The sequence below is a fragment of the Pantoea sp. SS70 genome (assembly GCF_029866845.1).
GTDB classification, from domain to species: domain Bacteria; phylum Pseudomonadota; class Gammaproteobacteria; order Enterobacterales; family Enterobacteriaceae; genus Pantoea; species Pantoea leporis.
Map to the genome: position 1 here is coordinate 294,592 of NZ_CP117199.1, position 20,836 is coordinate 315,427.

General features: G+C 56.7%; 17 protein-coding genes. 11 read left to right on the forward strand and 6 right to left on the reverse strand.

Annotated features, from left to right (window positions below):
• The first annotated feature begins 37 nt into the window (after positions 1 to 37).
• The 6 genes from asd to glgP all read left to right on the forward strand — a co-directional run bounded on the left by asd (position 38) and on the right by glgP (position 10,939).
• On the forward strand, positions 38 to 1,147 hold the full coding sequence (gene asd / locus PO881_RS01295) for an aspartate-semialdehyde dehydrogenase (protein ID WP_101763112.1): 1,110 nt from the start codon (positions 38 to 40) through the stop codon (positions 1,145 to 1,147).
• A gap of 357 nt (positions 1,148 to 1,504) precedes the next feature.
• Positions 1,505 to 3,691: a 1,4-alpha-glucan branching enzyme gene (gene glgB, locus PO881_RS01300; protein WP_101763111.1), complete on the forward strand. Its 2,187-nt coding sequence runs from the start codon at positions 1,505 to 1,507 to the stop codon at positions 3,689 to 3,691.
• Complete coding sequence (gene glgX / locus PO881_RS01305) at positions 3,691 to 5,670, forward strand: glycogen debranching protein GlgX (RefSeq protein ID WP_280172330.1); 1,980 nt, start codon at positions 3,691 to 3,693, stop codon at positions 5,668 to 5,670. Before glgB ends, glgX begins: the two co-directional genes overlap by 1 nt.
• Positions 5,671 to 5,680: 10 nt before the next feature.
• Positions 5,681 to 6,973, forward strand: coding sequence for a glucose-1-phosphate adenylyltransferase (glgC, locus tag PO881_RS01310; RefSeq protein WP_101763109.1), 1,293 nt, complete (start codon positions 5,681 to 5,683; stop codon positions 6,971 to 6,973).
• A gap of 63 nt (positions 6,974 to 7,036) precedes the next feature.
• Positions 7,037 to 8,470, forward strand: coding sequence for a glycogen synthase GlgA (gene glgA / locus PO881_RS01315; RefSeq protein WP_101763108.1), 1,434 nt, complete (start codon positions 7,037 to 7,039; stop codon positions 8,468 to 8,470).
• Between the two features lie 21 nt (positions 8,471 to 8,491).
• Positions 8,492 to 10,939, forward strand: coding sequence for a glycogen phosphorylase (gene glgP / locus PO881_RS01320; protein ID WP_101763107.1), 2,448 nt, complete (start codon positions 8,492 to 8,494; stop codon positions 10,937 to 10,939).
• 183 nt (positions 10,940 to 11,122) lie between these two features.
• Here the strand turns inward: glgP and PO881_RS01325 are convergent, their stop codons facing one another.
• Together PO881_RS01325 and PO881_RS01330 are read right to left on the reverse strand one after the other, a co-directional pair.
• Positions 11,123 to 11,680, reverse strand: a complete 558-nt coding sequence (locus PO881_RS01325) for a DcrB family lipoprotein (RefSeq protein WP_061718408.1) — start codon at positions 11,678 to 11,680, stop codon at positions 11,123 to 11,125.
• Positions 11,681 to 11,796: 116 nt separating this feature from the next.
• Positions 11,797 to 12,462 carry a 7-cyano-7-deazaguanine/7-aminomethyl-7-deazaguanine transporter gene (locus PO881_RS01330; protein ID WP_137384947.1) on the reverse strand — a complete coding sequence of 222 codons (666 nt, stop codon included), beginning with the start codon at positions 12,460 to 12,462 and terminating at the stop codon, positions 11,797 to 11,799.
• A 193-nt stretch (positions 12,463 to 12,655) separates the two neighbouring features.
• Between PO881_RS01330 and tusA the strand changes: the two genes are divergently transcribed.
• Positions 12,656 to 12,901, forward strand: a complete 246-nt coding sequence (gene tusA / locus PO881_RS01335; protein WP_036649974.1) for a sulfurtransferase TusA — start codon at positions 12,656 to 12,658, stop codon at positions 12,899 to 12,901.
• Here tusA and PO881_RS01340 read toward each other — a convergent pair.
• The gene (locus PO881_RS01340; RefSeq protein WP_280172331.1) at positions 12,898 to 15,174 is read right to left on the reverse strand and encodes a zinc/cadmium/mercury/lead-transporting ATPase; all 2,277 of its coding nucleotides are present in this window, start codon (positions 15,172 to 15,174) and stop codon (positions 12,898 to 12,900) included. The two genes, tusA and PO881_RS01340, sit on opposite strands and share 4 nt — an antisense overlap.
• 92 nt (positions 15,175 to 15,266) lie before the next feature.
• Positions 15,267 to 15,896, reverse strand: a complete 630-nt coding sequence (locus tag PO881_RS01345) for a lysoplasmalogenase (RefSeq protein ID WP_101763104.1) — start codon at positions 15,894 to 15,896, stop codon at positions 15,267 to 15,269.
• Positions 15,897 to 16,060: 164 nt separating this feature from the next.
• On the opposite strand from PO881_RS01345, the gene PO881_RS01350 reads away from it, so the two are divergent.
• Complete coding sequence (locus PO881_RS01350) at positions 16,061 to 16,417, forward strand: DUF2500 domain-containing protein (protein ID WP_222211757.1); 357 nt, start codon at positions 16,061 to 16,063, stop codon at positions 16,415 to 16,417.
• 40 nt (positions 16,418 to 16,457) lie between these two features.
• On the opposite strand, the gene PO881_RS01355 is transcribed toward PO881_RS01350, so the two are convergent.
• Positions 16,458 to 16,727: a DUF1145 family protein gene (locus PO881_RS01355; RefSeq protein ID WP_008109883.1), complete on the reverse strand. Its 270-nt coding sequence runs from the start codon at positions 16,725 to 16,727 to the stop codon at positions 16,458 to 16,460.
• Positions 16,717 to 17,313, reverse strand: a complete 597-nt coding sequence (gene rsmD / locus PO881_RS01360) for a 16S rRNA (guanine(966)-N(2))-methyltransferase (RefSeq protein WP_192412715.1) — start codon at positions 17,311 to 17,313, stop codon at positions 16,717 to 16,719. Before rsmD ends, PO881_RS01355 begins: the two co-directional genes overlap by 11 nt.
• A 232-nt stretch (positions 17,314 to 17,545) precedes the next feature.
• Here rsmD and ftsY point away from each other — a divergent pair, with 232 nt between their 5' ends.
• Genes ftsY through ftsX form a run of 3 tightly spaced genes read left to right on the forward strand, consistent with a single transcriptional unit; the run spans position 17,546 to position 20,638 of the window.
• A complete protein-coding gene (gene ftsY, locus PO881_RS01365; RefSeq protein WP_280172332.1) occupies positions 17,546 to 18,991 on the forward strand; it encodes a signal recognition particle-docking protein FtsY in 1,446 nt (481 codons plus the stop codon).
• 5 nt (positions 18,992 to 18,996) lie between these two features.
• Positions 18,997 to 19,665, forward strand: coding sequence for a cell division ATP-binding protein FtsE (gene ftsE / locus PO881_RS01370; RefSeq protein WP_008109888.1), 669 nt, complete (start codon positions 18,997 to 18,999; stop codon positions 19,663 to 19,665).
• Positions 19,655 to 20,638, forward strand: a complete 984-nt coding sequence (ftsX, locus tag PO881_RS01375; RefSeq protein WP_101763100.1) for a permease-like cell division protein FtsX — start codon at positions 19,655 to 19,657, stop codon at positions 20,636 to 20,638. Before ftsE ends, ftsX begins: the two co-directional genes overlap by 11 nt.
• Positions 20,639 to 20,836: the final 198 nt, after the last annotated feature.

The following is a 20,836-nucleotide window of genomic DNA, read 5'->3' on the forward strand; positions in this document are numbered from 1 at the left end:
CACGGCCTCTTTCGAGAGCACCCGAGACGGACAGAAAATGAAGAATGTAGGTTTTATTGGTTGGCGTGGCATGGTCGGCTCAGTGCTGATGTCACGCATGAGCGAAGAACGCGATTTTGATGTCATCAATCCGGTCTTCTTCTCCACGTCACAGCTTGGTCAGGCGGCGCCGACATTCGGCGGTAAGTCGACCGGTGCGCTGCAGGATGCTTTTGATATCGAGGCGCTGAAGGCGCTGGATATTATTATCACCTGCCAGGGCGGTGATTACACCAGTGAAGTCTATCCAAAGCTGCGCGAAAGCGGCTGGCAGGGTTACTGGATTGATGCAGCCTCCACGCTGCGCATGAAAGATGACGCCATCATCATTCTCGATCCGGTTAACCATAACGTAATTCGTCAGGGCCTCGATAACGGCATCAAAACCTTTGTCGGCGGTAACTGCACCGTCAGCCTGATGCTGATGTCGCTGGGCGGTCTGTTTGCTAACGATCTGGTTGAATGGGCCTCGGTGGCGACTTATCAGGCGGCATCAGGCGGCGGCGCGCGTCATATGCGTGAACTACTGACGCAGATGGGCATGCTGCATGACCACGTGGCAAAATCGCTCCAGGATCCGGCTTCGGCAATTCTGGATATCGAACGCAGCGTGACCGATTTCACCCGTTCTGGCACTTTGCCAACCGACAATTTCGGCGTACCGCTGGCGGGCAGCCTGATTCCGTGGATCGACAAGCAGCTGGATAACGGCCAGAGCCGCGAAGAGTGGAAAGGCCAGGCGGAGACCAACAAAATCCTGCGTACCAGCAGTGTGATTCCGGTTGATGGCCTGTGCGTGCGCGTTGGCGCGCTGCGCTGCCACAGCCAGGCATTCACTTTGAAGCTGAAAAAAGACCTGCCGCTGAGCGAAATCGAACAGCTGCTGGCCTCGCATAACGAATGGGTGAAAGTGGTGCCAAATGACCGCGACATCACCATGCGCGAACTGACGCCAGCCGCCGTCACCGGCACCCTGACCACGCCAGTAGGCCGCCTGCGCAAACTGAACATGGGGCCGGAATACCTTTCCGCCTTCACGGTGGGCGATCAGTTACTGTGGGGCGCGGCTGAACCGCTGCGCCGCATGCTGCGTCTGCTGATCGACTAAGCGCAGCGGCAAACCAGAAAGGCCGGGGTTTCCCGGCCTTTTTTTAATTATCCAGGCCGCAAAAATTCATGCAAATTGCGCCTGACAAGTGATCCGCTTCCCTTTTTTGCTTGCCCGATAAGTATTTTTCACGATCCTCCCTGGCTTCTGCTATCCCCAAGCTATGATTTAACAGAGATGTGCCGGTTGTTAACTGTTTTTGTTTTTTCGAACTGAATGGTTGTTGTACACGGTGAAGATCTTTCCCACGGACGGTTGTGTCCTCACGGTGTACCTATGGCTCAATGAAAAGCAGCGCACCCGAGGCGATAATCCTGCCGACTCTGGTCGCCTGCGCAAAATCATAGGAAGAAAGTCATGTCAGAGCTTCCCGATCGCCAGGCGATCAATGCCCTTTTTGCCGGGAATTATGCCGATCCCTTTTCACTACTGGGCATGCACCAAACGGCTGCAGGCCTTGAAGTGCGTGCGCTGCTGCCCGATGCCTCCGATGTTTGGGTCATTGAAACCAACACCGGACGCAAATGTGCTCAGCTTACCTGCCTCGACTCACGCGGTTTCTTCAGTGGCGTGATTCCGCGTCGTAAAAACCGCTTTGGTTATCAGCTGGCAGTGAACTGGCACGGCCAGCAAAACCTGATTGATGATGCCTATCGCTTCGGCCCGCTGCTGGAGGAGATGGATGCATGGTTATTGGGTGAAGGCACGCATCTGCGTCCCTACGAAACCCTCGGCGCGCACGGCACCACCATTGATGGCGTGCACGGCACGCGGTTCGCCGTTTGGGCACCTAACGCGCGTCGCGTATCGGTGGTAGGCGAGTTCAACTTCTGGGATGGCCGACGTCATCCCATGCGTTTTCGCCGTGAACTTGGCGTCTGGGAACTGTTTGTGCCGGGCGCGGTAAACGGCCAGCTCTATAAATTTGAAATCGTGGATAATTCCGGCCAGATGCGCATCAAAGCCGATCCCTTCGCCTTTGAAGCGCAGATGCGTCCGCAAACCGCCTCGATGATCTGCGGGCTGCCGCCGAAAACCGAGATGCAGCCGCAGCGTAAGGCCGCCAATGCTTTTGACCAGCCGATTTCGATTTATGAAGTGCACCTCGGTTCATGGCGACGTCACACCGATAACAACTTCTGGCTCAGCTACAAAGAGCTGGCGGAACAGCTGATTCCTTACGTTAAAGAGATGGGCTTCACGCACATCGAACTGATGCCGATTAACGAACACCCCTTTGATGGCAGCTGGGGCTATCAGCCGCTCGGCATGTATGCGCCGACGCGCCGTTTCGGTACGCGCGATGAGTTCCGCCACTTCGTGGCCGCCGCGCATGATGCTGGTATTAACGTGCTGCTCGATTGGGTGCCAGGCCACTTCCCAAGCGATGATTTCGGCCTGGCGAAGTTTGATGGCACCGAACTCTACGAACACAGCGATCCGCGCGAAGGTTTTCATCAGGACTGGAACACGCTGATCTACAACTTTGGTCGCCGTGAAGTGAGCAATTATCTCTCCGGCAACGCCTTGTACTGGATGGAGCGTTTCGGCATTGATGGGCTGCGCGTCGATGCGGTGGCATCAATGATATACCGTGATTACAGCCGCGCCGAAGGCGAATGGGTGCCGAACCAGTTTGGTGGACGCGAGAATCTCGAAGCGATTTCGTTCCTGCGTCACACCAACCGCGTTTTGGGTCGCGCCGCACCGGGCAGCGTCACGGTGGCGGAAGAGTCCACCGATTATCCTGGCGTTACGCGCCCTTCAGAAGATGGCGGCCTCGGCTTCTGGTTCAAATGGAACCTCGGCTGGATGCACGACACGCTGGACTATATGAAGCTCGACCCGGTGCATCGCCGTTATCATCATCAGTTGATGACCTTTGGCATGATCTACAACTACACCGAAAACTTCGTGCTGCCGCTGTCGCATGACGAAGTGGTGCACGGCAAACGTTCGATTCTCGATCGCATGCCGGGCGATGCCTGGCAAAAGTTCGCTAACCTGCGCGCCTATTACGGCTGGATGTGGGGTTTCCCCGGTAAGAAGCTGCAATTTATGGGCAATGAATTTGCACAGGGTCGCGAATGGAACCACGACACCAGCCTCGACTGGCACCTGCTGGAAGGCGAGGATAACTGGCACAACGGCGTACATCGTCTGGTGCGCGATCTCAACCACACCTATCGCCATTACGCGCCGCTGCATCAACTCGACTTTGATGGGCAAGGTTTTGAGTGGCTGGTGGTCGATGACTACGAAAACTCCGTGTTTGTATTTGTGCGCCGCGATCGCGACGGCAATGAAATCATCGTAGCCAGCAACTTTACGCCAGTGGCGCGTCACAACTATCGCTTTGGCGTCAACCAGCGTGGCGGCTGGCGCGAGATCATGAACACCGACCAGCACGATTATCACGGCAGCGACACGCGCAATCACGGCGTGGTACACACCGATGAGATGGAGAGTCACGGTCGGCCGCAGTCGCTGAGTTTGACCTTACCGCCGCTGGCAACGCTTTGGCTGGTGCGGGAGAGCGACTGATGCTGGAGCAGGGGCAGCCGGAACCGTTAGGTGCGCACTATGATGGGCACGGCGTTAATTTCACGCTGTTCTCCCAGCATGCCGAACGCGTTGAACTCTGCCTGTTCGACGCGCACGGTGCTGAGCGCCGTTTCGCGCTGCCCGCGCGCAGCGGTGATATCTGGCACGGCTATTTTCCCGCGCTGAAGCCCGGCCAGCGCTACGGCTATCGCGTTCACGGTCCGTGGGCGCCGCAGCAGGGACATCGCTTCAATCCGGCTAAGCTGTTGGTCGATCCCTGCGCCAAAGCGGTGGCGGGTGAAGTGGCGGATGACGCGCGTTTCAACGGCGGCGAACGCGAGCCAGATGCTTTGGATAACGCCGCCATCGCGCCGAAATCGTTGGTGACTGCCGAAGATTTTGACTGGGAGGACGATCACGCGCCGCGCACGCCGTGGGGCAACACGGTGATCTATGAAGCGCACGTACGCGGCTTAACCCAGCAGCATCCGGAAATTCCGGAAAGATTGCGTGGCACTTATGCGGCGCTGGGTCATCCTGCTATGGTGAAGTACCTGCGCCACCTCGGCATCACCGCTCTGGAACTGCTGCCGATTGCCCAATTCACCAGCGAGCCGCGCCTGCGTCGTTTGGGATTGAGTAATTACTGGGGCTACAACCCCTTCGCCTTGTGGGCGGTGGATGCGCGTTACGCCTCGGGCGAAAACGGTTTAACGCCGCTGCAGGAGTTTCAGCAGGCGGTTAAAGCACTGCATGCCGCAGGCATCGAAGTGATTCTGGACGTGGTGTTCAACCACACCGCCGAGCTGGAAGAGATCGGGCCAACGATTTCCCTACGCGGCGTGGATAACGCCAGCTATTACTGGCTGGATGGCAACGGCGACTATCAAAACTGGACCGGCTGCGGCAACACGCTAAATCTCAGTCATCCGCAGGTGATGACGTGGGCGCTGGAAGCGCTGCGCTACTGGGTGCGTGTTTGCCATGTTGATGGGTTCCGTTTTGACCTCGCCAGCGTGTTGGGACGCACACCGGAGTTTCATCAGGATGCGCCGCTGTTTGCCGCCATCAAAGCCTGTCCGCTGCTGTCGCAGGTGAAGCTGATTGCCGAGCCGTGGGACATCGGCCCCGGTGGTTATCAGGTCGGCAACTTTCCGCCAGACTTCGCTGAGTGGAACGACCATTTTCGCGATGCGGCGCGCCGTTACTGGCTGCATGGTCAATTGAATAATGGCGATTTCGCCCGCCGTTTTGCCGCATCCAGCGACGTTTTCCAGCGTGAGGCGCGACTGCCGCACGCCAGCATCAATCTCATTACCGCTCATGACGGCTTCACGCTGCGCGATGTGGTGAGTTTTAACAACAAACACAATCAGGCTAACGGCGAAGACAATCGCGACGGCAGCAGCAGTAACTTCAGCCATAACCACGGCAAAGAGGGACTGCAGGTCAATTTCGATATTGTCGAACGGCGGCGGCGCAGCGTGCATGGCTTACTGACCACGCTGCTGCTGGCGCAGGGCACGCCGATGCTGCTGGCGGGTGACGAACGCGGTCACAGCCAGCATGGCAACAACAACGCCTATTGTCAGGACAACCCGCTGACCTGGTTGAACTGGCAACAGGATGATTTTGGCCTGGTCGACTTCACTGCTGCGTTAATCCGTCTGCGCCAGCGCATTCCCGCGTTGACGCAGGATCGCTGGTGGCAGGAGGGCGATGGCAGCGTGCAGTGGTGCAATGCCAGCGGCACACCACTGGAAACCGAGCAGTGGGAACAGGGGACGCACCGAATGCAGATCCTGCTCTCCGGCCGCTGGTTAATAACAATAAACGCCACGGAATCGGTGAGTGATATCGCCTTACCAGACGGAGAGTGGCGTGCCATTCCTCCTTTCGCCGGGGAAGATAACCCCATCCTGACAACTGTCTGGCACGGTCCCGCACACGGTGTGTGTGTGTTCCTAAAGCAATCATAAGGAGTCAGACATGGTGAAATTAGATAGAACAGATCATCTGATGCTGGCGCGCCAGCTCCCTACACAAACGGTCGCCCTGATCCTTGCTGGCGGGCGCGGTACGCGCCTGAAAGATCTCACCGCGAAACGCGCCAAACCTGCCGTGCACTTCGGTGGCAAGTTCCGCATCATCGACTTTGCGCTGTCCAACTGCATCAACTCGGGCATTCGGCGCATCGGCGTGATCACCCAATATCAGTCGCATACGCTGGTGCAGCACATCCAGCGTGGCTGGTCGCTGTTCAACGAAGAGATGAACGAGTTTGTCGATCTGCTGCCGGCGCAGCAGCGTGCCGCTACCGAACATTGGTATCGCGGGACTGCCGATGCGGTGACGCAAAACCTCGACATTATTCGCCGCTATAACGCGCAGTACATCGTGATCCTCGCCGGGGATCACATCTACAAAATGGATTACTCGCGCATGCTGCTCGACCACGTCGATCGCGGTGCCAAATGCACCATCGCCTGCTTGCCGGTGCCGTTAGCTGAAGCCACGGCGTTTGGGGTGATGGCGGTGGATGCCGAAAACAACGTGATCGATTTTGTCGAAAAACCGCCGAAGCCGCCGTCAATGCCGGGTGACGATACCCGCGCGCTGGCCAGCATGGGCATTTATGTGTTCAACGCCGATTACCTTTACCAGCTGCTGGAAGAGGATCTGCATGTAGCCGATTCCAGCCATGATTTTGGCAAAGATCTGCTGCCGAAAATTGTCGCCAGCGGCGAGGCGTATGCGCACTCCTTCACGCTCTCCTGCGTGCAGGTTGATGAAAACGCCGAGCCGTACTGGCGCGACGTTGGAACGCTGGAAGCTTACTGGCGCGCCAATCTCGATTTAGCGTCGGTCACGCCTGAGCTGGATATGTACGATCACAGCTGGCCGATTCGTACCCACATGGAGCCGCTGCCGCCGGCGAAATTTGTTCAGGATCGATCCGGTAGCCACGGCATGACAATGAATTCGCTGGTCTCGGGCGGCTGCATCATCTCCGGTTCGGTGGTGGTGAACTCGGTGCTGTTCCCGCGTATTCGAATCAACTCGTTTTGCAATATTGATTCCGCAGTGCTGCTGCCTGATGTGGTGGTTGGCCGATCGTGTCGTCTGCGTCGCTGCGTGATCGATCGCGCCTGCGAACTGCCAGAAGGCATGGTCATTGGCGAAAACCCCGACGAAGACAGCCGTCGTTTTTACCGTTCTGAAGAGGGCATCGTACTGGTGACGCGCGCCATGCTGGCCAAATTGGCCGGAGGCGGTCAGTAAGTGACGAAAGAATATAGAGAAAATTGCCGCGTGGAACGTGTGCGATAACAATAGGGGTTCAGGATGCAGGTTTTACATGTCTGTTCAGAGCTTTTCCCGCTGTTGAAAACCGGCGGACTGGCTGATGTCGTCGGTGCATTACCACAGGCGCAAATAGCCGATGGTACGGATGCGCGGGTGTTGATTCCCGCCTTTCCGGATCTGCGTAAAGGGATTCCTGATACAGAGGTCCTGGCGGAGTTGCAAACTTTTGCGGGACCGGTACGCTTACTTTTTGGACAATTTAACGGCGTTGGTATTTATTTAATCGATGCGCCGGGATTGTATGAACGTCCCGGCAGCCCGTATCACGATACGTCGCAGTTTGCTTACGTCGATAACTACCTGCGTTTTGCGCTGCTGGGCTGGATGGGCGCCGAGATTGCCAGCGGGCTGGATACCGACTGGCAGCCAGATATCGTGCATGCGCATGACTGGCATGCTGGCTTAACCTGCGCCTATATTGCGGCGCGCGGGCGTCCGGCGAAAACGGTGTTCACCGTGCATAATCTGGCGTATCAAGGGCTGTTTTCGGCGCGTCATCTGGATGAGATCCAGATCCCGCGCGCGTTCTTCGACATGCATGGACTGGAGTTCTTCGGGCAAATTTCCTACCTCAAGGCGGGGCTGTTCTTTGCCGATCACATTACGGCGGTCAGCCCGACTTACGCGCTGGAGATTACCCGACCGGAATTTGGTTACGGCATGGAATCGCTGCTCGAACAGCGACTGCGTGAAGGGCGCCTGAGCGGGATTTTGAACGGCGTCGATCCGGGCATCTGGGACCCGGCGCACGACCTGCTGCTCACCGCGCGCTACGACAGCGAAACTCTGGAGAGCAAAGCGGAGAACAAGCGCCAGCTGCAAATTGCCATGGGCCTGAAGGTGGATGACAAAGCACCGGTGTTCTGCGTCATCAGCCGTCTGACCAAACAGAAAGGGCTGGATCTGGTGCTGGAAGCGCTACCGGGATTACTGGCGCAGGGCGGACAGTTGGTGCTGCTCGGCCAGGGCGATGCGGAGCTGCAGCAAGGTTTCCTTGCGGCGGCGGCGGAGCATCCGGGCCGCGTTGGCGTGCAGATTGGTTATCACGAAGCCTTCTCGCACCGCATTGTTGGCGGCGCGGATGTGATTATGGTGCCGAGCCGTTTTGAGCCGTGCGGCTTAACCCAGCTGTATGGTTTGAAATACGGTACGCTGCCGCTGGTGCGTCGCACTGGCGGACTGGCGGATACGGTGCAAGACAGCTCGCTTGAGAATCTGGCGGACGGCGTCGCCAGCGGTTTCACTTTTGAAGACAGTAATGCCTGGTCGCTGCTGCGGGCGATTCGGCGCGCATTTGTTCTGTGGTCTCGTCCTGCACTCTGGCGTTACGTTCAGCGGCAGGCGATGGGGATGGATTTTAGTTGGCAGGTGGCAGCACAAGCCTACCGCGATCTTTATCAACGTTTGCTGTAATGAGAGATTGGGATACTTGATATGAATGCACCTTTCACCTATGCCTCACCCACGCTGACGGTTGATGCACTGAAGCACTCAATCGCCTATAAGCTGATGTTTACTATTGGTAAAGATCCATCGATCGCGAATAAGCATGAGTGGCTCAACGCCGCGCTGCTGGCGGTGCGTGATCGCATGGTGGAACGCTGGCTGCGCTCCAGCCGCGCGCAGCTCTCGCAGGATGTGCGGCAGGTTTATTACCTGTCGATGGAGTTCCTGATGGGGCGCACGCTCGGCAACGCGTTGCTGGCGATGGGCATTTATGAGGATCTCAATCAGGCGCTGGAAGAGATGGGCCTCGACCTCAGCGAACTGATGGAAGAGGAGAACGATCCCGGCCTCGGTAACGGCGGTTTAGGGCGTTTGGCGGCCTGCTTCCTGGATTCGCTCGCCACGCTCGGTTTACCGGGGCGCGGCTATGGCATTCGTTATGACTACGGCATGTTTAAGCAGAATATCGTCGACGGGCAGCAGCGCGAATCGCCGGATTATTGGCTGGAGTACGGCAATCCGTGGGAATTTCAGCGCTTTAATACGCGCTACAAAGTGCGCTTCGGTGGCCGTCTGCAGCATGAAGGCGCGCGGGTGCGCTGGGTGGAAACCGAGGAGATCGTGGCGATGGCTTACGATCAAATCATTCCCGGTTTTGATACCGATGCCACCAACACGCTGCGCTTGTGGGGCGCGCAGGCCAGTAACGAAATCAACCTCGGTAAGTTCAACCAGGGTGATTACTTCGCCGCGGTAGAAGATAAAAACCACTCGGAAAACGTGTCGCGCGTGCTCTATCCCGATGATTCCACCTATTCGGGGCGCGAGCTGCGTCTGCGTCAGGAGTATTTCCTCGTCTCCTCGACGGTGCAGGATATTCTCAATCGTCACTGGCAGATGCATGAAACCTGGGACAATTTGCCGGACAAAATTGCCATCCACCTCAACGATACGCATCCGGTGCTGGCGATCCCGGAACTGATGCGCATACTGATCGACGAGCAGAAATTCAGCTGGGACGATGCCTTTGAAGTGACCTGTCAGGTGTTCTCCTACACCAACCACACGCTGATGACGGAAGCGCTGGAAACCTGGCCAGTGGATATGATTGGCAAGATCCTGCCGCGTCATCTCAGCATTATTTTTGAAATTAATGACTACTTCCTGAAAACCATTCAGGAATATTACCCGGATGATTGGGAGCTGTTAGCGCGCATCTCGATCATCGATGAGAACGACGGCCGCCGCATTCGCATGGCGTGGCTGGCGGTGGTGGTGAGCCACAAAGTTAACGGCGTGTCGGAGCTGCACTCCAACTTGATGGTGCAATCGCTGTTCGCTGACTTCGCGCGTCTATTCCCGGGCCGTTTCTGCAATAAAACTAACGGTGTGACGCCACGTCGCTGGCTGGCGCTGGCGAATCCGGCGCTCTCCGAGGTGCTGGACGAGGCGATTGGCCGCAACTGGCGCACCGATCTTGGCCAGCTCAACGAATTGACCACGCAGATCGATTATCCGGCCTTTATCCAGCAGATCGCTGATGCCAAGTTCGCCAACAAAAAACGCCTGGCGGATTGGGTGGCGAAGAACATGGATATCGTGCTCGATCCGCATGCGCTGTTTGATGTGCAGATCAAGCGCATCCACGAATACAAACGTCAGCTGCTGAACGTGCTGCACGTTATCACGCGCTACAACCGCATCAAGGCCGATCCCAGCGCTGAATGGGTGCCGCGCGTTAATCTCTTCGCCGGCAAAGCGGCGTCGGCCTATTACGTGGCGAAACACATCATTCACTTGATCAACGATGTCGCCAATGTGATCAACAATGATCCGCAGGTGAAGAACAAGCTGAAGGTGGTGTTCATTCCAAACTATGGCGTGAGCCTGGCGCAGATCATCATTCCGGCGGCGGATCTCTCCGAGCAGATCTCCACTGCCGGTACCGAAGCCTCTGGCACCAGTAACATGAAGTTTGCGCTGAACGGCGCGTTAACCATCGGTACGCTGGATGGTGCCAACGTTGAGATGCTGGAGCATGTCGGCAAGGAGAATATCTTTATCTTCGGTAACACTACGCCGCAGGTCGAGAAGCTGCGCACCGACGGTTACAACCCGCGTAAGTATTATGAGGATGATCCTGAGCTGCATCAGGCGCTGACGCAAATCGCCAGCGGGGTGTTCAGCCCGCAGGAGCCAGGGCGCTATCGCAATCTGTTTGATGCGCTGGTGAACTTCGGCGATCACTATCAGCTGCTGGCGGATTACCGCAGCTATGTGGATACGCAGGACAAGGTGGACAAGCTGTATCGCCAGCCGGATAAGTGGCAGCGCAGCGCGGCGCTGAATATCGCCAATATGGGTTATTTCTCGTCGGACCGCACCATTCAGGAATATGCGGATGAGATCTGGCACATTTCGCCAGTGAGATTGTAAGGCGAGGATTGCAGAACCAAGTCGCCATGAATGGCGACCCTTCGTGAACACCCAAATCGATACCCAAAATCATTTGGACGGCAGGAAGGCGGCAAATGAGCGAATCCCCGGGAGCTTACTTTAGTAAGTGACCGGGGTGAACGAATGCAGCCAACGCACCTGCCGTTCGAAGGATGAAGGGTATTATTTCAACGTGATGCTTTTGACGATCCCATCTGCATCGCTCTGTGCTTGCTGCTGATTATCTGCTGGCAAGGTAATTTGCAGCGTCAGCAGTTTGCCATCCACTTTCGCCAGAATCACCGAAGACCATGAGGTCTGATTGTTGGCAGAAATCACCGTATCCAGCTGCTGTGCCGGCTGGTCTTTCAGCGTCACCGCTTTGTTAGACACCACCTGCAGCTGTGGGTCGCGACCGCGCTGCTGCTGTTCCAGACGCTGTGCCAGCGCATCAAGCGCTTCGTTGGTGGGATCGCCGGCAATCACGATAATCGCGCGCTGACCGGTTTCGTCGGCATAGACGTGCATGTTGGTGGATTCAGAGCCGAGCTTGCCGCTCTTGTCAGACATGCCCGCCGGTAGAGAGAAACTCAGTTTGCCGTCCATCAGGTTAACCGTCTGGGCCGACTGGCTGGCGCTCGCACCGTTGCTGTTCGCTGCCGCATCATCTTTCTTCTGGTCACATGCCGCCAGGCCGATAACCAACAGGCCAATACCCACATATTTCACTACGTTACGCATTCTTTTCCCTTTTACATGATTCCAGTCAGCCGTTATACAAGCGGATTTAGTTAGCAAAAGCAACCGCCGGAGTGTCAGGAAATCTTAGCGTAATGCGGCATTTAGTGTATGTGCAATTAGCCGAAATTGATCTGCTGCTGCGCGGAACGTTCGGCTAAGCGCTTCAGCATGGCATTTAGCAGCACGCCGTAAGCGGGTAGGAAGAAGATCATGCAGATCAGCACTTTGAAGCTGTAATCCACCAGCGCGATTTCGACCCAATGCGTGGCCATAAACGGATCTGGGCTCTTGTAGAAGGCGATGAAAAAGAAGGCCAGCGTATCGCTGATATTACCGAGGAACATCGCTGCCGCTGGTGCAATCCACCACTGCGATAAACGGCGCAAACGGTTAAAAACGTGCACGTCGAGGATTTGTCCCAGCGCATAAGCCATAAAGCTGGCGCAGGCGATACGGGCAACAAACAGATTCACCTCTTCCAGTGACGCCCAACCTTGCCATTCGCCCTGATAGAACACGCACGAAACAATGTAGGAGATCACTAGCGCGGGAATCATCACCGCCAGAATAATGCGACGTGCCAGAGGCGCGCCAAAGATGCGCACGGTCAGATCGGTGGCGAGGAAAATAAACGGAAAGCTAAACGCGCCCCATGTGGTGTGAAAACCGAAGATGGAAACCGGCAGCTGGACCAGATAGTTACTGGAGGTAATCACCAGCAGATGGAATAGCGATAGCCAAAACAGCGCATGCATGCGCTGACGTGCAGAGAAGTTAATCATTGTAAGCCTTTTTAGTGATGGGGTGAGGGAACCCAGGTTCGTGCATTGGCACGGTGGTAAATAAAAAATCGGCGGCATCTTAACGCGTTGCGCAATTTATGCAATGGTTAATTTTAACGCAATCGTTATCGCCTTGCGTTGGCTTATTCGCGCGCTAGAATGAGCGCCCATCCCTAACAACTGACAGAGAATCATGAGCGATCCCTTTTCTGCGCCAGACCATCAGCTTGATGCCCTTGGCCTGCGCTGCCCGGAGCCGGTAATGATGGTGCGTAAAACCGTGCGCAGCATGCAGGCCGGTGAAACCTTGCTGATCATTGCTGACGATCCCGCCACCACGCGCGATATCCCTGGTTTCTGCCGCTTTATGGAGCATGAGTTGCTGGCACAGCAGACCGAAAGCTTGCCGTACCAGTTTCTGATTAAAAAAGGCGCCTAACGCTGACGCAGCAAGCGCAGCGCGTTGGCTGTCACCAGTGCGGTGGCACCGGAATCCGCTAAGACCGCCAGCCACAAACCGGTGAAGCCGAGCAGCGTGGTGACCAGAAAAATCGCCTTTAATCCCAACGCCAGCGCCACGTTCTGACGAATGATGGCACGCGTGCGCCGTGCCAGCACAATGGTGCGCGGCAGAATCGCCAGCTGATTTTGCGTTAATGCCACATCTGCGGCTTCCAGCGCCACATCGGTGCCGCTGCCCATCGCAATGCCGATGGTGGCGGCTTTCATGGCGGGCGCATCGTTAATGCCATCGCCGACCATCGCCAATGCGTGCTGTGTGCCTAACGTCCTCACCGCCGCAACTTTATCGGCGGGCAGTAAACCTGCCCGATAATCGATGTTGAGCTTAGCGGCAATGGCCGCAGCCGCGCGTGGATTGTCGCCGGTCAGCATCATGCTGTTAACACCAAGCTTCTTCAGTTCAGACAGCGCGCTGAGGGCTTCAGTGCGCAACTGATCCTGCAAGGCTAACGCGCCAAGAACCTGCTGCTCCTGCAACAGCAGCACCACAGTTTGGCCTTGCGCTTCCAGCTGAGCAATCTGCTGCTGTTGTGCATTATCAAGATGGCTGACTTCGCGCGGCGTCAGCAGTTGATAGGTCACGCCATCTATCGCAGCGCGAATACCACTGCCGGCCAGCGTTTGCTGCTGTGCAGCTTGCGGAAGCCTGAGCGCGTGCCGCTCGGCCTCGCTGACAATCGCCCGCGCCAGCGGATGGGTGGAACCCTGTTCAACGGCGGCGGCGATGGTGAGCAAGTTGTTTTCCGCCATCGTGGCAAATGGCTGGATGTGGCTGATCTGCGGTTTACCGGCGGTCAGCGTGCCGGTTTTATCGAACGCCATCATACTCACGCGACTGAGGCGCTCCAGCGCCGCGCCGCCTTTGATCAGTGCGCCCTGACGCGCGGCAGCAGCCAGGCCGGAAGTGATGGCGGCTGGCGTGGAGATCACCAGCGCACAAGGGCAACCAATCAGCAACAGCGTCAGCCCTTTATAAATCCACGGCAACCACGCACCAAAACCCAGCAGCGGCGGCAGCACCATCACCAGCAGCGCCAGCAGCATAATGGCGGGCGTATAGATGCGGCTGAAGCGATCGATAAAACGCTCAACCGGCGCACGATGGGTTTCGGCTTCCTCAATCAGTTGCAGGATGCGGTCAATGGCACTTTGGCCCGGCTGGGAAATGACTTTCAGCGTCACCAGACGATCAAGGCTGGTGGCACCGGCCATGATCTGCTCGCCAGGCTCACGCGCCACCGGCAACGATTCACCGGTCAGCGCGCTTTCATCGAAGCTGGCGCTGGCGTGCAGCAGTTCGCCATCGGCGGGTAAACGTCCGCCGGCCGCCACTTCAATCACATCGCCGGGCTGCAGTGCTTCTAAGCGGACGTTTTCCCGCTGTGGGCCGTTGATGCGTGTGGCGGTAGCGGGACGCAGCGCCATCAGCGCGGTGACGCCAAGGCGTGCGCGTGTGGCGGCGTACGCTTCGAGGCGTTCACCCAGTTGAAACAGCAGGAGCACCATCGCGGCTTCGGCGTGCGCGCCAATCACCAGCGCACCAGCGGCGGCAATGGTCATCAGCATCTCAATGCTGAACGGCGAACCGCTACGCAGCAGTTTCCAGGCGCTGCGCGCGATCGGCGCTAAACCTAACAACGTGGTGGCGATAAACAGGCGATCGCCCCAAACCGGCGAAAGCTGGCTCAGCAGCCAACTGGCGAGCATCATTCCGCCAAGCAGCAGCAAACCGGCGTTTTCCTGCCAGCGGCTTTCGGGTTGTGGAGGCGATGGGGAATCGCTGGCGCTCAGCGCGAAGCCGGCATTTTTCACCACCTGTTCAATGATGGCGCGGATATCCTGGTCGGCATCGACCACCAGTTTTTCACTGGCAAAAATCACGCGTGCTTGCTGAACCTGCGGTACACGTTGCACGGCGGTTTCGATTTTACGCGCGCAGCTGGGGCAATCCATGCCCGCAATCTGCCAGCGGAATTGATGTGAAGAGAGGGCGGGCCTGTCGCTTTCGGCGTCGCTTTCGCCGCCTGGCGATCCGCTGTCGCTGTCACAGCAGCCGCAATCGCTGTCTGGCGTGATGGGCTGCGCCGCGGAGATGTTCAATGTTGCGGGTTTTACGCTGCGAATCGAGCACAGCGGCTGTGACTGACGGTGTGATTTGCCACAGCGGCAAGGGTGAGCATGTTGATGCATGTAACCTCCGGAATCAGGGGCGGGCTGATGCCCGCGCCCTAATGCTACACTCTGGAGTGGACTCCAGAGTCAAGCGGAAGGTAAGGTTATCTTCAGTAGAGCCACAGTGAACGCACAATCATGAAGTGACCGGCGAAGTAGCAGGCGGCGACAATCGCGCTATCGGCGCTGAAACGGCGGCGATAATGCGAGATAAACCAGACAATATTGGCTAACAGCAGCAACGCGGCACCCACCAGCAGCGAGAAACTGAAGTCAGTTGGACGGAAGAAGTAGTTCTCCGCCGCCATCCAGTTCATCACTAGCGTCATGCCGATCAAGGTGCAGATAGGCCAGCGCAGATCTTCCAGTTTGCTCCACAGAATCCCGATAACGATCACGCCAATGATCAGGAAGGTGAGGGGAATCGGCCAGAAGAAACTCATGGTCATGTGTGCGGCAAAACTGATGGTGTACAGCAGATGCGACAGGAAGAATGCGCCCAGCGCATAGAGCATTTGCTGACGCGGTAACAGCATTAACGCGTCACCCACCAGCGTGGCAACCAGCCCGGCCAGAATCAAATAATCGGTGGTGTTGAAGGTTGGCGCTTGCCACGCCCAGGCAACGAGTAACAGCAAGGTGACAGGTTTAAATAGCCAGCGTTGCCATTGCGGACCGCGATATGAAGCATCGACGTAAAGCCAGCCGGAAAAAAGTACGGCAAGGAAAGACCAAAGCATGTTTTCTCCCTTTTCTGGACGAAATGTCCGCCAGTTTGATGAATTTTCCCAAAATCACCCTCTCAGTGTAAGTTACCGGCGCCAAATGTGACAATCAGCCGACTCTGGTTGTATGCTTTGTCGTCTTTACCCGTTCCGAATTAACGCAAAGCACGAGATAAATCATGAGCAAACCACCGCTAATCTTTTTCATCGTACTGGCCATTATTGCCGTTTTGGCGACCCGTCAGTTTATTAAACAGCGCCGCGAAACGGCGGTGAACGATGCCTCGCCGGTGCGCTCGCTGAGCGTGGAAGTGAAAACCAAACGCGAATTTCCGTCGCCCAATCGCCGTTCACGTCAGCGCGAAGAGATTGTGGCGGAAGAGATGAAATATGAAGCCTGGTTCCATCCGCTGAACGGTGCCAGCGATATTAAAGTGACGGTGAATGCGAACCAGTATCACCAGATCGATAAGGGCGCTAAGGGCGAGTTGAAGATGAAAGGCACGCGTTTTGTGAGTTTTACTCCGGCCCCGTAGGGTCGCCATTCATTGCGACCTGACTATAAACCGCACGAAACTACATCTTCGGATAATGCTTTTTCTGCCACGCCAGCAGCTCAAACACGCCAAAAAAGAAGATCTTCGCCTGGGTTACGCCGCTCAGTTTTGGGGCGTCTTTTGGCTGGGTGGCGCGCAGCAACACTAGCTGCAGGCCGTGCATAATCACCATAAAGAACAGCGCCACGTGCACGAAATAGCGCAGCGGCGTTGGGAAAGGTTGCACCAGATTGAGCAATAAAAAGGCCCAGACGCAAATCATCAGCAAACGTCCCAAATTAAGCCACATCATGCGTCTCCTGTTGGCGTTGATATAAGCGATAAGCCACCTGACCGGCAATCTTCTCGCGGTACAAATCCCAATTTGCGGGTGCGAAAGGCGCGCCGTTTTCCACTTCGCTCTCAACATAGATCAACGCTTCAGCCGCTAACCAGCCATTTTGCTCCAGCAGCGACAATGTTTCCTGTAACAGCCCTTTACGGAAAGGCGGGTCAACAAACACCACGTCAAACGGCTCGCCCGGCTGGCTTAACCACTGCAGCGTGTTGGTTTGCACCACTTTTGCCTGCGTAGCACGCAGCGTTTGCAGATTCTGTGACAGCTGTTGCGCCACCGAACGCTCCAGCTCCAGCAGCGTGGCCGACGCTGCATAGCGAGACAGCGCTTCCAGCCCTAACGCGCCGCTGCCGGCGAAGCAATCGAGGCAGCGCGCTTCCTGAATATCCGGCGCCAGCCAGTTAAACAGGGTTTCACGTACGCGATCGGTGGTCGGGCGCAAACCTGCGCTATCCGGCACCGGTAATTTACGGCCGCGCCACTGACCGCCAATGATGCGGATCTGGCCAGCGCTGCTGCTGCGGGGGGATTTACTCATTTCGCTCACAACTCGTCATATTTTGTTGCGTAGTTTAACGGGCGTAGCGGGCAGAAGAAACGTTAAAAAAGGGTGCTGTGGTGCGCTGGCTGGAAAGTGTTAGACTACTGAGTTGGTATAGCGCGCGTAATTACCTGATTTTTACGCCGCTCACCCGCTTAAAATTGAATATTTTATCCCCTGGGAACAAGCGTGCTACCGGGAATAAGCCATCGAGGAGTAGGGTCACACAATGGCAAAAGAGAAAAAACGCGGCTTTTTTTCCTGGTTAGGCTTTGGCAAAGAAGAAGAGACGCAACTACCTGCTGAAGAGCAGCAGCAAACTGCCGAGGTGGTCGCTGAGCCTGCCGTTGAAGAGAGTGCGCTCGATCGCGCCGAAGCGCAGGCTGTTGAAACCGTCGCCGTCACTGAACAGGTGGCGGAACAGCAGCAGGTTGAACCGGAACTGATTGAAGAGCCGGTCATCGAGCCGCAGGAACCTGAGCCGGTTACCGCAATCGTTGAAGAGGTGCTGCCAGAAGAGATAGCAGCGCCGGATGTGGTACCGATCGAAGAAGAGCCGCAGCTGGAAGAGCTGGCGCTTGATGAGCCTGAACTGCACGAAGAAGCGCCATTAACTGACGAAGAACTGGAAGCGCTGGCGTTAGCGGAAACCTATGCGGAAGATGCTGAGCTAGCCGAAGCCACGCAGGATACCGTGAGCGATCTGCCGCTGGCCGCTGCGCCAATCATCGCGCAGGAGCAGGAGCGTCCGACCAAAGAGGGCTTCTTCGCCCGACTGAAACGCAGCCTGGTAAAAACCCGTGAAAACCTCGGTTCTGGCTTTATCAGCCTGTTCCGCGGCAAGAAAATCGATGACGATCTGTTTGAAGAGCTGGAAGAGCAGCTGCTGATTGCCGACGTTGGCGTCGAAACCACCCGCCGCATCATCACCAATCTGACACAACAGGCCAACCGCAAGCAGCTACGCGATGCGGAAGCGCTGTATGGCCTGCTGAAAGCGGAAATGTCCGGTATTCTGGAAAAAGTGGATCAGCCGCTGGAAGTGGGTGGCAAAACGCCATTCGTCATCCTGATGGTAGGCGTCAACGGCGTGGGTAAAACCACCACCATCGGTAAGCTGGCGCGTCAGTATCAGGCGCAGGGCAAATCGGTGATGCTGGCAGCGGGCGATACCTTCCGTGCCGCCGCCGTTGAGCAGCTGCAGGTTTGGGGCCAGCGCAACAACATTCCTGTGGTGGCGCAGCATACCGGCGCAGATTCTGCCTCGGTGATTTTTGACGCCATCCAGGCGGCCAAGTCGCGCAATGTGGATGTACTGATCGCCGATACCGCGGGTCGTCTGCAGAACAAATCGCACCTGATGGAAGAGCTGAAGAAAATTACCCGCGTGATGAAGAAGCTGGACGAAGATGCGCCACATGAAGTGATGCTGACGCTCGACGCCAGCACCGGGCAAAACGCTATCAGCCAGGCCAAACTGTTCCATGAAGCGGTGGGCCTGACCGGCATCACCCTGACGAAACTGGATGGAACCGCCAAAGGCGGCGTGATCTTCTCGGTTGCCGATCAGTTCGGCATTCCGATTCGTTATATCGGTGTTGGGGAAGGCATCGAGGATTTACGGCCGTTTAAGGCCGCAGACTTTATTGAGGCACTGTTTGCCCGAGAGGAATGATTGGGATGATTCGCTTTGAAGAGGTCAGTAAAGCTTACCTGGGAGGACGTCAGGCGCTGCAGGGAGTGGATTTCCATCTGCGTCCCGGCGAAATGGCGTTCCTGACCGGCCATTCCGGTGCGGGGAAAAGTACCTTACTAAAGCTGATTTGTGGCATTGAGCGCCCGAGCGCCGGGCAGATCTGGTTTAGCGGCCACGATATTTCGCGTCTGCGTCACAGCGAAGTGCCTTTCCTGCGACGTCAAATCGGCATGATTTTCCAGGATCACCATTTGTTGATGGATCGTTCGGTCTACGACAACGTGGCGATCCCGCTGATCATTTCCGGTGCCAGCGGCGAAGATATTCGTCGGCGCGTGTCGGCCGCGCTGGATAAAGTCGGCCTGCTCGACAAAGCGAAAAGCTATCCGATTCAGCTCTCTGGCGGTGAACAGCAGCGCGTCGGCATTGCCCGCGCGGTGGTGAACAAGCCCGCGGTGCTGCTGGCGGATGAACCCACCGGTAACCTCGACAATGCGCTGTCGGAAGACATCCTGCGCCTGTTCGAAGAGTTCAACCGCGTTGGTGTCACGGTGTTAATGGCAACGCACGATGTCGGGCTGATTGCACGCCGGAATTACCGCGTGATGACGCTCAATCAGGGACGTCTGCACGGAGGCCACGATGGTCAATAAACGCAACAAGCGCGCACCAGCGCCGAAAGCGAAGCAGCCCTCTAAAAGCAAGGCGCTGAAAGGCGGCTGGCAGGAACAGTGGCGCTATGCGCTGCGCGGCACGCTGTCGGATATGTGGCGTCAGCCGCTGGCGACGCTGCTGACGGTGATGGTGATCGCCATTTCCCTGACGCTGCCGAGCGTGTGCTACATGGTGTGGAAGAACGTCAGCCAGGCGGCGACGCAGTGGTATCCCGCGCCGCAGCTAACGGTTTATCTGGATAAAGCGCTGGATGACACTGCAGCGGAGAATGTCACCGCGCAGCTCAAGCAGCTCGATGGCGTGGACAACGTCAACTATCTGACGCGTGAAGAAGCGTTGAATGAGTTCCGCAACTGGTCTGGTTTTGGTGGTTCGATGGACATGCTGGAGCAGAATCCGCTGCCGGCGGTGGCCATCATCACGCCGAAACTTAATTTCCAGAATTCGGACACCATGGCGAATCTGCGCGATCGCGTATCTAAAGTGCAGGGCGTTGATGAAGTGCGTATGGATGACAGCTGGTTCGCGCGTTTAGCGGCGCTAACCGGGCTGGTGGGACAGATTGCCTCAATGATTGGCCTGCTGATGGTGGTTGCGGTGTTCCTGGTGATCGGCAACAGCGTGCGGCTCAGCATCTTTGCGCGGCGCGATACAATTAACGTGCAGAAGCTGATTGGTGCCACCGACGGCTTTATCCTGCGTCCATTCCTGTACGGCGGTGCGCTGTTAGGTTTGGGCGGCGCGGTGCTGTCGCTGCTGCTCTCGGAAGTGCTGGTGTTGCGCCTGCAATCGGTGGTGGCGCAAGTAGCAACCGTATTCGGTACCACCTTTGTGCTGGAAGGTTTCTCCTGGGATGAAGGGCTGCTGTTACTGCTGATCGCCGCCATCATCGGCTGGATTGCCGCCTGGCTGGCAACAGTGCAACATTTACGCCGTTTTACGCCGCAGTAACCAAAAGCAACGTTTTTTGCTATACTCTTCCTCTGCTGCCGACGACCTGGGAGCAGAGGAATTCTCCTATATCCCCCGCCGTCATCTGTGTGTAAAATATTCACTGCTATAATTGAACTTGTGGATAACTTTGTCGTCCAAGTAGCACAGATTGCTTCTGGTTTTTTCGCGACGTTGACATAATGTAGCGTTTGCGCA